The organism is Pseudomonas sp. B329 (assembly GCF_023127835.1).
GTDB lineage: Bacteria > Pseudomonadota > Gammaproteobacteria > Pseudomonadales > Pseudomonadaceae > Aquipseudomonas > Aquipseudomonas synxantha_A.
Genome location: NZ_SPKP01000037.1, coordinates 1 through 11,294 on the forward strand (window position 1 = coordinate 1; position 11,294 = coordinate 11,294).

Here is an 11,294-nt window from a genome sequence, read left to right on the forward strand (position 1 = left end):
ATCAAAAGCAGATCAAGATCAAGAGCGGCTCGCTTCGCATCGTGGTTACCGTGGGGGCGGCAAGCTGCACAGTTGTGTAGAAGGGAGAAGCCTCAGCCCCTCGGCAACCACATCACCGCAGTCAACCCACCACCCGGCGTGTCCTCCAGGCTCAAGTGCCCGCCAAGCCGCTCGACGGCCTCTCTGGCAATGGTCATCCCCAAACCGACCCCTCCGGAATTGCGGTTGCGCGATCCCTCCAGCCGAAAGAACGGTTCGAACACCGCCTCGCGTTTATCGGCGGCGATTCCCGGGCCGTTATCGATCACTCTGATCACCAGTGCGCCACGGCTGTCGGCCAGTTCTACCCGGGCCATGCCGGCATAGCGCAGCGCGTTGTCGATCAGGTTGTTGAGGCATGAGCGCAGGGCCATGGGCTGCACTTGCAAGGGCGCGCAGGTGCCTGAAAATTGCACGTCGCAGCCCTGGTCCTGGGCGTTCTCGCTGAGGGACTCCACCAGCGCCTGCACGTCGAGCCAATGCCGCGTCTCGCTGGTGCGTTGTTCGTGCAGGTAGCTCAGGGTGGCGTCGAGCATATCGATCATGTCGTTCAGGTCCTGACGCATCTGGCCTTGCAGTTTGGTGTCTTCGATCTGTTCCAGGCGCAGTTTGAGGCGTGATAACGGGGTGCGCAGGTCGTGAGAGACCGCACCGAGCATACGTGCCCGCTGGCTGACTTGTTCGCGGATGCGCTTTTGCATCAGGTTGAAGGTCGAGGCCGCTTGCCTTGCCTCGCGCGGGCCGGATTCCACCAGCGGCGGGCTGTCGAGGTCGACGCTCAAGCGCTCGGCTGCGGCACTCAGGCGCTGGATCGGCCGGCTCAGCAGCTTGGCGCCGTACCAGGCGGCAATGATCAACGAGATAAATTGAAACGTCAGCGGTACCAGCGGGCCACCAAACCAAGGGCGAGGTTCCTTGCGCAGCGGTTTGAGGGTGCCGTCCGGTTGTTCGACGAACGCCTGGGGAGGCGGAGGCGGTGGCCGGCCGTAGTGGTGAAACCAGAAGAGAGCCAGCACGTGGGCCAGCACAATGGCCACCAGCAATAGGCCGAACAGTCGCCCGAACAGCGTATTGAAGGTGGCGCGCATCAACCGATATCCCGGGCGTCGAACAGGTAGCCTTCGCCGCGTACGGTCTTGATCAACTGCGGGGCCTTGGGGTCATCTCCCAGTTTCTGGCGCAGGCGTGATACCAGCAAGTCGATGCTGCGATCAAAGGCTTCGATGGAGCGACCACGGGCCGCATCCAGCAGTTGCTCGCGGCTCAATACGCGGCGCGGGCGTTCGATGAACACCCACAGCAAGCGAAACTCGGCGTTGGACAGCGGCACCACCAGGCCGTCATCGGCCACCAACTGGCGCAGTACGCTGTTGAGGCGCCAGGTGTCGAAGCGGATGTTGGCCCGTTGCTCGGTGCGGTCATCGCGCACCCGGCGCAGGATGGTCTGGATACGGGCCACCAGCTCCCGGGGCTCGAATGGTTTGGACATATAGTCATCAGCGCCCAGTTCCAGGCCGATGATGCGGTCGGTGGGTTCGCAGCGGGCCGTGAGCATCAGGATCGGAATGTCCGACTCGGCACGCAGCCAGCGGCACAGCGACAACCCGTCCTCGCCCGGCAGCATCAGGTCCAGTACTACCACATCGAAGGTTTCGGCTTGCATGGCTTGGCGCATGGCGGTGCCGTCGGTGACGCCCGAGGCCAGGATATTGAAGCGCGCCAGGTAGTCGATCAGCAGTTCGCGGATCGGCACGTCGTCGTCGACGATCAGCGCACGGGTGGTCCAGCGCTTGTCTTCGGCGATCGTCGTGCCTTTAGGCTCTTCGTTTACGGGGACGGAAGGGGTCTGCATAGTGCGATCATCTGCCTGAGTAGTGCTGTCAGCATAGGCGCCCAGCGCCGTGGCTGGAAATGCTGGGCGTGCGATAGTGTGCGAGGCTAGCCGGGCGGCGTGTTGAGGGCGTGTCGTGAATGTATCGACTTTGAAACAAGTGCTCGAAATCGCGTGTATCGGGCACTTGATCAGTATTTACCGATCATCGGATCCCGCAACGGCGCTGCTTGCGCTACAATCCGCGCCGATTTCGACTTGCCTGAGAGCCCATTCCAATGTCCGTCTGCCAGACTCCTATCATCGTCGCCCTGGATTACCCCACTCGTGACGCCGCACTGAAGCTGGCTGACCAGTTGGACCCCACGCTATGCCGGGTCAAGGTCGGCAAGGAACTGTTCACCAGTTGCGCGGCGGAAATTGTCGGCACCCTGCGGGACAAAGGCTTCGAAGTGTTCCTGGACCTGAAATTCCATGACATCCCCAACACCACGGCAATGGCCGTGAAGGCTGCGGCCGAAATGGGCGTGTGGATGGTCAATGTGCACTGCTCCGGCGGCTTGCGCATGATGAGCGCGTGCCGCGAAGTGCTGGAACAGCGCAGCGGCCCCAAACCGCTGCTGATCGGCGTGACCGTGCTGACCAGCATGGAACGCGAAGACCTGGCCGGTATTGGCCTGGATATCGAGCCTCAGACGCAGGTATTGCGCCTGGCGGCTCTGGCGCAGAAAGCCGGCCTCGATGGCTTGGTATGCTCGGCCCTGGAAGCCCAGGCCCTGAAGAACGCCCACCCGTCGTTGCAACTGGTGACGCCGGGTATTCGCCCGGCGGGCAGCGCGCAGGATGACCAGCGCCGTATCCTGACCCCGCGCCAGGCCCTGGATGCCGGTTCGGACTATCTGGTGATCGGCCGTCCGATCAGCCAGGCGGCGGATCCGGCCAAAGCACTGGCCGCGGTGGTTGCCGAAATCGCCTGATACTCAGGGGAACACGGTAAAAAATGTGTGAGGGGGCTTGCCCCCGTTAGCCATGGGTATCTATACAACTTCTGTACGCCGCCGGACCCTGTGGGAGGGGGCTTGCTCCCGATGGCGGCCTAGGGGCCGACCAGGATCTTGGATCAGACCGAGTACATATCTGTTATTTAGGTAACGGCCACTGTTGGTTCCGCTTTTACAGCGGGTCACTTTGGAAAAGAGAGCCCCAAAGTAACCAAAGGGCTCTTGCCCCACCACTCGGCACCTCGCCTGGGCTCGGTGTGCCCGTAATCCGCCATGGATTTGGGGGGCCGCCGCCACGCGCCATCCATGGCGCGGGGCGGCTAAAACCGGCATCCCTGCCGGTTTACCCCCCAAATCCCTGTCGAATTCCGGCCAGCGTGGTTTAACGGGGCGCCTAAGATCAAAAGCAGAGCAAGAGCAAGAGCAAGAGCAAGCAGCGAGTCAGCATGGTCATCGTGGGCAAGCCCTAATGCCAGTCAGTCAAGCGTACATCGCCCTCTGTAGGAGCGAGCAAGCTCACTCCTACAAAAGCCTAGGGCAAGCCCCCTCCCACATTTAGATCTGCCGTGTGTCAGCTGACTTTTAGTATCAACTTCCCGAAGTTCTCGCCGCTGAACAGCTTCATCAGCGTTTCCGGGAAGGTCTCCAGCCCCTCGACAATATCTTCCTTGCTCTTGAGCTTGCCCTGGGCCATCCAGCCGGCCATTTCCTGCCCGGCCGCCGCGAAGTTCGCCGCGTGGTCCATCACCACAAACCCTTCCATGCGCGCACGGTTGACCAGCAACGACAAGTAGTTGGCCGGACCTTTGACGGCTTCCTTGTTGTTGTATTGGCTGATCGCGCCGCAAATCACCACGCGGGCTTTGAGTGCCAGGCGGCTGAGCACGGCGTCGAGAATATCGCCGCCGACGTTATCGAAATACACGTCCACGCCTTTGGGGCACTCGCGTTTGAGGGCGGCAGGTACGTCTTCGCTTTTGTAGTCGATGGCGGCGTCAAAGCCCAGCTCATCGAGCAGGAACTTGCACTTGTCGGCACCGCCGGCAATCCCCACCACGCGGCAGCCTTTGATCTTGGCGATCTGCCCGGCGATGCTGCCCACGGCACCCGCGGCGCCGGAAATGACCACGGTGTCACCGGCTTTCGGCGCACCGGTCTCCAGCAGGGCGAAGTAAGCCGTCATGCCGGTCATGCCCAGGGCAGACAGGTAACGGGGCAGGGGCGCAAGCTTGGGGTCGACCTTGTAGAAACCACGGGGCTCGCCGAGGAAGTAATCCTGCACGCCCAGGGCGCCATTCACGTAGTCCCCCACCGCGAAGTTCGGATGGTTCGAGGCAATCACCTTGCCGACGCCCAGCGCCCGCATCACTTCGCCGATGCCGACCGGCGGGATGTAGGACTTGCCCTCATTCATCCAGCCACGCATGGCCGGGTCGAGGGACAGGTATTCATTGCGTACCAGGACCTGGCCGTCGGCAGGCGTGCCCACCGGCACTTCCTGGTAGGTGAAGGTCTCTCGCGTGGCCGCACCGACCGGGCGTTTGGCGAGCAGGAATTGGCGGTTGGTCTGGGCGGTCATGGCAAGGACTCTTTGGAAATGAATCATGAGTGATAGCCCTTCAGTGACGCCAGGGCAAGGTTGTCTGCGGGAGGCGAATGCCCGTCGATAGGCATCGCTGATAACCATCCAGGTAGACTTATCACTGCGATTCATGCAGCGCTAACCCGCCGTCTGATAGTGCTGACGCGCTGATCCCTGTGTTGGCTAGACTCGCGCCACCGTTACCACTCCCATAGGACAGTTCCCATGAGCATGACATTTTCTGGCCAGGTCGCCCTGGTAACCGGCGCCGCCGCGGGTATTGGTCGCGCCACTGCGCTGGCGTTCGCGGCCGAAGGCTTGAAGGTGGTCGTTGCCGACCTCGACGTGGCGGGGGGCGAGGGGACTGTTGCGCTGATCCGCCAGGCCGGCGGCGAAGGGGTGTTTGTGCGTTGCAACGTCACGCTCGAAACGGACGTACAGCAATTGATGGCGCAGACGGTCGCCATCTATGGACGACTGGACTATGCCTTCAACAACGCCGGGATTGAGATCGAGAAAGGCAAGCTGGCCGACGGCAGCCTGGATGAGTTCGATGCCATCATGGGGGTTAACGTCAAAGGCGTCTGGTTGTGCATGAAGTATCAGTTGCCGCTGTTGTTGGCCCAGGGCGGCGGAGCAATCGTCAACACGGCATCGGTGGCCGGGCTGGGGGCGGCGCCGAAGATGAGCATCTATGCGGCGTCCAAACACGCAGTGATCGGCCTGACCAAGTCGGCAGCCATTGAGTATGCGAAAAAGAAGATCCGCGTGAACGCGGTCTGCCCTGCCGTGATCGATACCGACATGTTTCGCCGCGCCTACGAGGCCGACCCGCGTAAAGCCGAATTCGCGGCGGCCATGCATCCGGTCGGGCGCATCGGCAAGGTTGAGGAAGTCGCCAGCGCCGTATTGTACCTGTGCAGTGATGGTGCCGCCTTTACCACCGGCCAGTCCCTGGCGGTGGATGGCGGCGCGACGGCGATCTAGGACGGCAAGTCGCACGGCATTCGAAAATAGGGCGAGGTGCTGTGGGGCGTTTCCATAGGGGGCAGTGGGCCGTGTTCGAATATGTATCATTAGGTAAATAATCCAATAAAATCAATACTTTAATAAAACTTGGCAGCAAGTTTTGGCGGGCTTCTGTGCTTAACTGTTTTGGGTTAACAAACAGTTGAAGTGAGTGGCTCATGGATTTAGGGATCGATCGACAAGCCCTGGTACCGGTTGTTCAGCAAATCGTCAGCGCGGTGGCCCATTGGATTCGCAAGGAAGGAGTGAGCCCTGGAACGCGCTTGCCGTCCATTCGGCAACTGGCCCTCGACAACCTGCTGAGCCAGTCCAGCGTGATCGAGGCGTTCGAGCGGTTGGTGGCCCAGGGCCTGTTGGCTCCGAAGCACGGCTCGGGTTTTGTGGTGGCGCAACCCGCCACTGACCAGGAACGCCACTGGTACGAAGGCGCGGAGCAACTGTGGGGCGCTTTTACCGATAGCCCGCTGGGCGAGCTGAAGCTGGGATGCGGCTGGCTGCCGGACGCCTGGCGCGAAAGCGATGACATCAGCTATGCGATCCGCGAACTCAGTCGTACCGATACCGGGGCCTTGTTCAATTACAGTACGCCCTTGGGGCTGCCGGTGCTGCGCGAACAACTGCTCAAGCGTCTGACCCAGATTCACATAGCCACCCGCCTGGACTGTATTCTCACCACCCATGGCGTCAGCCATGCCCAGGACTTGCTGATACGTACCTTGCTCAAGGCTGGTGATGAGGTTGTGGTGGAAACACCCGGGTATGGCAACCTCTATCGCCAGTTGGCGTTGCAGGGTGTCACGCTGCTGGAGGTTCCGCGCGCCCGTGGCGGCCCGGATATCCCAGCCTTGGAGATATTGCTGCAAACCCATCGGCCCAAGTGCCTGTTCATCAATAGCCTTTATCACAATCCCACCGGCACCAGCCTGTGCCGTTCGGTGGCGCAGCGGTTGTTGGAACTGGCGCGAGAGCGGGATTTCCTGATCATCGAAGAGGATGTCTACGGCGACCTGCAACATGCCAGTTGCACGCGCTTGTCGGCGCTGGACCACAATGACCGGGTGATCTATGTGTCGAGTTTTTCCAAGACCCTGAGCAGCGCCCTGCGCGTGGGTTACCTCTGCGCCAGTGCCACGCTCATTGCGCAATTGGCTCACCTCAAGACCCTGACGGGGCTCGGCACCTCGCGCTTTGCCGAAGCCATGGTGGCAACCTTGTTGAGCAACGGCACTTACCGTAAGTGGGTGCAGCGCCTGCGCAAGCACCTGAATGCGCAGATGGCTGCGACTTTACAGGTGCTGGAGGATGAAGAGTGGCAGGTCTTTGCCGTTCCCGCAGGGGGCATGTTCCTGTGGGCGCGACCGGGCATCCCGGACCCATCGCGGCTGCAGGCCTGTGCACGGCGGCTCGGCGTGCTGCTGTCGCCCGGCGCGCTGTTCAGCCCCACCGGGGAGCGTAGCGACTGGCTACGCATCAATGTGGCCTATGCAGGGGATCAGCGCGCACTGGCGTTGTTCCGTGCCATGGGGCCGACCAGATCGACCTCGACCATTCTGAAAACGACGGGCGTGTAGCTTTTTGCCATTATTGCGGCGCCAGCGGCTTGTGCTCAGTGCCCTGGGGTTGCCACTCTCACTGCTTGTAAACCTGGCTTATGGCATCTGCCATTGCAAGAGGATCAAGTGCAATGATTTGGGGCGTGCAACGACGATTCGCCAACCTTGGCATGGCAAAAAAACTGGGCTTGGGTTTTACCTTGGTACTCCTTCTGACGGCCCTGGTAGCGGCGATCGGTGTAGGGGCCCTGCACACCGTCGGTCAGCGCTTTGATGGCCTCAAACAGATGTCTTCGCTCAATAGCGAGCTGCTCAAGGTGCGCGTGATCGAGCAGAACTACGCGCTGCACGCCGACCCCAAGGCTGTTGACGCCCTGCATGGCAGTGTTGACGCATTGCTGGCCCAGGCCATCAGCCTCAAGGCCCGGTCCGCCGTCAACGAGCGAGTGATGAGTGATGTCGAGCAAGCTTTGATTGCCTATCGCAAGGCGTTTGACGAGTTCGTCGACTTGACCCAGGCCAAGGATCTGGCGCTGGAAATGGCCAGTTGGTCGGTGTCCAGCGTGGCCAATAACCTGGACGTGTTGCAAGCCGGCCTCGCCGACGACGGCGCTTATGGCCTCAAGGAAAGCCAGGGCAAGGAGGGCGCCGAGTTTATCGAGCAGGCGGGGCAGGTCAGCCAGGTGTCGCGCCTGATGCTGCAAGCCATGAACGAAGCGCGAGTGCGCCTGGATCAGAGCCGCAAGGCTGAAACAGACGACGGCGCACAGGGCAAGATCGAGCAGGCCGACCAGGCCCTGGCCGAGGTCGAGAAGTTGAAAGCCAGCGTCAAGGACGCGGGCTACCAGACCGTACTCAACGAAGTCAGCGGGCATATCGCGTCATTCAGTGAAAAGCTCGGCGAGTACATCGGGCTGCTGGCCCAGGAAAAGCTGGTCTATACGCAACTGCATGATCGCGCCGAGCAAGTGGTCAGCCAGGTCAATCAGGCGTACGCCGCTGAAGATCAGTCCATGCAGGCGCAGTTGCAGCGCAGCACGCTGCTGATCATCGCTTCCTCGGCCTTGGCGTTGCTGGTGGGCTTGATTGCTGCTTGGCTGATTACCCGTTTGATCGTTGCGCCGTTGCGCAGCGTGATCGCCGTGGCCCAGCAGATTGCCTCGGGTGACCTGAGCGGGCGCATGGAGGTCAGCCGCCGCGATGAAATTGGCCAATTGATGCAAGCCATGCAGCAGATGAGCAGCGGTTTGAGCCAGATGGTCAGCGGGTTGCAGGCCGGCATTGAACAATTGGCCAGTTCCGCGCATTCGCTGTCCAGCGTTACCGAACAGACCAACCACGAGGTCAACAGTCAGAAGGAAGAAACCGAACAGGTTGCCACGGCGATGAACCAGATGACCGCCACGGTGCACGATGTGGCGCGCAATGCCGAGCAAGCGGCGCAAGCTGCACAGACGGCGGATGCCAAGGTCGACAGCGGCCAGCAGGTGGTGCGCATGAGCTTGCAGCGTATCGAATTGCTGGCCACGTCAAGCAACAGTGCCAGCGCGAGTATCGAAAGCCTCAGCGCAGAGATCCAGAACATTGGCGCCGTGCTGAGCGTGATCAATAGCGTGGCCGAGCAGACTAATCTGCTGGCCTTGAACGCCGCCATCGAAGCGGCGCGTGCCGGTGAGCAGGGGCGTGGCTTTGCCGTGGTGGCCGACGAGGTACGGGCCCTGGCCAAGCGCACCCAGCAATCGACCGAGGAGATCGAACGGCTGGTCAGCACCTTGCGCAGTGCGGCGCAGTCGTCGGTGCAGCAGATCCAGCAAAGTGGCGAACTGGTGAAACTGGCGGTCGGTGATGCCCTGCAAACCGAAAGTGCCTTGGGCAGCATTGCGGCCGCCGTGTCACTGATCCAGCAAATGAACCAACAGATCGCCGCCGCCGCCGAGGAGCAAAGCTCGGTGGCCGAAGAGATCAACCGCAGCGTCACCAGTATTCGGGCAAGTGCCGATCATTCGGCGCTGAGTATGCAAGGCAATGCAGCATCAAGCGTCCAGCTGGCGCAGTTGGGCGTGGAACTCCAGGGGATGGTGGGGCATTTCCGCCTGTGATCGCCGCTGGGGTGCGGCGAGCAAGGCGAAGGGGGTCAGGCGTTGTTGGCGAGGAAGGTCAGCAGTGCTTCGTTGACGAAGTCCGGGTTTTCGCGGCTTGAGATATGCCCGGCCTCGGGGATCAGGATCAGGTCGCAACCAATCAGTCCGGCCATTTCCTCGGATTCGGCAGGTGGGCGGGGGGTGTCTTGCTCGCCGCACAATATCAGGGTGGTGTCGGCGTCCAGACGCGGCAATTGCTCCAGGATATCTTCACGGCTGAAGATCAGGCGGCCCAGCGGTACGATGCTATCGAGCAGGCGTTCGCGGGGGAATCCCTGCAGGGATTTGCGAAAGTCCTGATACAGCGCCGATTCACGGTCGATGTTCGGGCGAAAGAAGATCGGTGCGATCACATCCAGTAGCGGCTCGGGGATGGCGCCGGCGTCTTCGATCATCTTGAACAGCGAGAAATAATACTGGCGAGTCGCTTCAGGTTCGGCGCCGAGGTAGGTGTCCATCAGCACCACGCTGTTGATGCGCTCGGGCGCCAGTAGTGCCAGGCGCGCGCCCCACATGCCACCGACCGACAGGCCCACCAGGTTGATCTGCTCGACGTCCAGGTGATCCAGCAGCGCCAGGGCCTGGCGAGCCAGATCATCCAGGGACCGGGTTTGCGTGGGCATCGGGCCCGACTCGCCATGGCCCCACAGCTCGGGGACTATTACACGGTATTGCTGGGACAGCGCTTCAATCTGCGGCGTCCACATGTCGCGAGCCCACAGGTAACTTGAACCAAGCAATACGACCGGGCCGCTGCCCTGGTCGAGGTAATGCAGCGGTTGTCCATCAATCACGGCAACAGGCATAGCAGGCCTCTAACTTCACGGAGTGAGGGGCACTTTTTTACGCTAGTCGGGGGCGGGGGGATAGATGCAAAGTGATGGCATATGGTGTGAGGGTGCCATCCAACTGACACCCCTCCCACGTTATTGACTGGGCTGTCAGTCGTAGATAGCTTTCTTTTTCCACTCGGCGTCGGCATCGACGACCTTCAAACCTTCGGTCAGCTCGTTGACTTCGTCTTCTGCCGGTTGGCTGTTGGTCAGCACCGTGGAGTTGGCGCGGGCCAGTTGTGACTCCAGCAGTTGCAACTGTGCGTTGTAGAGCACCGGTTCCGGTTGTTTGCGCAAGTACTGCACGCCGCGTTCGAACGCCAGGCGCGCCTGGCCGGGCTGGCCTTGCAGCAGGGCATGTTGGCCGAGGTTGTTGAAGAACTCGATATGCAGCAGTACCAGGATATGACGGATTTCCTTGATCCAGTGCTTGGCTTCATTGGTTGGCAGGAAACCGTCCTGGGCTGCGCGGGTGACTTGGCCGTGCAGGGCTTCGAGCAAAAAGCGCACGTCCTTGGCCTTGGCTTCGGTCTGGATCGGCGCAGGTGGGTTGGCCACCGGAATCGATTCGCCCTGGGCGATCAACGCATTCAGCTCGCTGATACGTGCCTTGATTGGCGCGCTGGACTTATTGAGGTTCAACAGGCGCTGGTTGACGTTCAGTTCCAGGCGAGCCAGCAACAGTTTGAGCGCCGGGGTCATCAGTTGGCCGGGGAAAGTCTCGGTGATTTCACCGCAGCGACGCAGCCGATCGTTAAGCTCGATCTCGGTACGCTTCTTTTCCAGCTTGTTGTTTTCCACCACGTGGTTCATGTAGCCAATGGCGATCAGTATTACGATCCCGGCTATTACCAGCAGGGTGATCATGAGTGGTGTCACCGGTGTGACCTCTTTATAGGGTTTGCTGTGGAGTGTAGTGACTGGGGCACCCGGCGGATAGGACCGATCGACCAGTTGCCCGGGTAGTTTCTTCTATATAGGTAAGCGCTTCCGAATGGGTGCACATTGCCATCATTTGCCCAGGCAGACTATAACGCCTTGTTGAACGCCAGAATATAGGCGCCAAGGCTCCAGCGGCGACAATGCCCGCACGGGCCGGCAAACCATGGCGAAGTCATTGATTTAAATAAATTTATCCTTGGGGGTTGACGACCTTTCAATCCATCCATAGAATGCGCGCCACTTACAGCGTAAAGCACACAGCGAAACGCGGTAGGGAGTGAATGTTGTACGTGTGTCCCCTTCGTCTAGTGGCCTAGGACACCGCCCTTTCACGGCGGTAACA

9 protein-coding genes are annotated in these 11,294 nt (G+C 60.8%); 4 read left to right on the top strand and 5 right to left on the bottom strand.

Annotation, left to right across the window (positions count from 1 at the left end; genetic code table 11):
- Window positions 1-92 precede the first annotated feature (92 nt).
- Window positions 93-1,127 carry an ATP-binding protein gene (locus E4P00_RS18045; RefSeq protein WP_005786632.1) on the bottom strand — a complete coding sequence of 345 codons (1,035 nt, stop codon included), beginning with the start codon at window positions 1,125-1,127 and terminating at the stop codon, window positions 93-95.
- A complete protein-coding gene (locus tag E4P00_RS18050; protein WP_032877075.1) occupies window positions 1,127-1,891 on the bottom strand; it encodes a response regulator in 765 nt (254 codons plus the stop codon). The genes E4P00_RS18045 and E4P00_RS18050 overlap by 1 nt, the downstream gene beginning before the upstream one ends.
- A gap of 257 nt (window positions 1,892-2,148) precedes the next feature.
- Between E4P00_RS18050 and pyrF the strand changes: the two genes are divergently transcribed.
- Window positions 2,149-2,847 carry an orotidine-5'-phosphate decarboxylase gene (pyrF, locus tag E4P00_RS18055; RefSeq protein WP_005786636.1) on the top strand — a complete coding sequence of 233 codons (699 nt, stop codon included), beginning with the start codon at window positions 2,149-2,151 and terminating at the stop codon, window positions 2,845-2,847.
- Window positions 2,848-3,442: 595 nt separating this feature from the next.
- On the opposite strand, the gene E4P00_RS18060 is transcribed toward pyrF, so the two are convergent.
- On the bottom strand, window positions 3,443-4,450 hold the full coding sequence (locus tag E4P00_RS18060) for an NADP-dependent oxidoreductase (RefSeq protein WP_248132379.1): 1,008 nt from the start codon (window positions 4,448-4,450) through the stop codon (window positions 3,443-3,445).
- A 228-nt stretch (window positions 4,451-4,678) separates the two neighbouring features.
- On the opposite strand from E4P00_RS18060, the gene E4P00_RS18065 reads away from it, so the two are divergent.
- From E4P00_RS18065 to E4P00_RS18075, 3 genes are all read left to right on the top strand, one after another.
- Complete coding sequence (locus tag E4P00_RS18065; protein ID WP_032877073.1) at window positions 4,679-5,440, top strand: SDR family oxidoreductase; 762 nt, start codon at window positions 4,679-4,681, stop codon at window positions 5,438-5,440.
- A gap of 200 nt (window positions 5,441-5,640) precedes the next feature.
- On the top strand, window positions 5,641-7,053 hold the full coding sequence (locus E4P00_RS18070) for a PLP-dependent aminotransferase family protein (RefSeq protein WP_078820740.1): 1,413 nt from the start codon (window positions 5,641-5,643) through the stop codon (window positions 7,051-7,053).
- A gap of 113 nt (window positions 7,054-7,166) precedes the next feature.
- Entirely contained in the window at window positions 7,167-9,134 is a 1,968-nt protein-coding gene (locus E4P00_RS18075) for a methyl-accepting chemotaxis protein (protein WP_216090969.1), read from the top strand.
- Between the two features lie 35 nt (window positions 9,135-9,169).
- Here the strand turns inward: E4P00_RS18075 and E4P00_RS18080 are convergent, their stop codons facing one another.
- Window positions 9,170-9,982, bottom strand: coding sequence for an alpha/beta hydrolase (locus E4P00_RS18080; protein WP_032877070.1), 813 nt, complete (start codon window positions 9,980-9,982; stop codon window positions 9,170-9,172).
- Between the two features lie 135 nt (window positions 9,983-10,117).
- Window positions 10,118-10,876: a hypothetical protein gene (locus E4P00_RS18085; RefSeq protein WP_248132381.1), complete on the bottom strand. Its 759-nt coding sequence runs from the start codon at window positions 10,874-10,876 to the stop codon at window positions 10,118-10,120.
- Between the last annotated feature and the right edge of the window lie 418 nt (window positions 10,877-11,294).

Excerpts from the sequence above, each read along its gene's own strand:
- E4P00_RS18085 (WP_248132381.1), bottom strand. The coding sequence starts at position 10,876 with ATGATCACCCTGCTGGTAATAGCCGGGATCGTAATACTGATCGCCATT.
- E4P00_RS18045 (WP_005786632.1), bottom strand. The coding sequence starts at position 1,127 with ATGCGCGCCACCTTCAATACGCTGTTCGGGCGACTGTTCGGCCTATTG.
- pyrF (WP_005786636.1), top strand. The coding sequence starts at position 2,149 with ATGTCCGTCTGCCAGACTCCTATCATCGTCGCCCTGGATTACCCCACT.
- E4P00_RS18080 (WP_032877070.1), bottom strand. The coding sequence starts at position 9,982 with ATGCCTGTTGCCGTGATTGATGGACAACCGCTGCATTACCTCGACCAG.
- E4P00_RS18065 (WP_032877073.1), top strand. The coding sequence starts at position 4,679 with ATGAGCATGACATTTTCTGGCCAGGTCGCCCTGGTAACCGGCGCCGCC.
- E4P00_RS18075 (WP_216090969.1), top strand. The coding sequence starts at position 7,167 with ATGATTTGGGGCGTGCAACGACGATTCGCCAACCTTGGCATGGCAAAA.
- E4P00_RS18070 (WP_078820740.1), top strand. The coding sequence starts at position 5,641 with ATGGATTTAGGGATCGATCGACAAGCCCTGGTACCGGTTGTTCAGCAA.
- E4P00_RS18060 (WP_248132379.1), bottom strand. The coding sequence starts at position 4,450 with ATGACCGCCCAGACCAACCGCCAATTCCTGCTCGCCAAACGCCCGGTC.
- E4P00_RS18050 (WP_032877075.1), bottom strand. The coding sequence starts at position 1,891 with ATGCAGACCCCTTCCGTCCCCGTAAACGAAGAGCCTAAAGGCACGACG.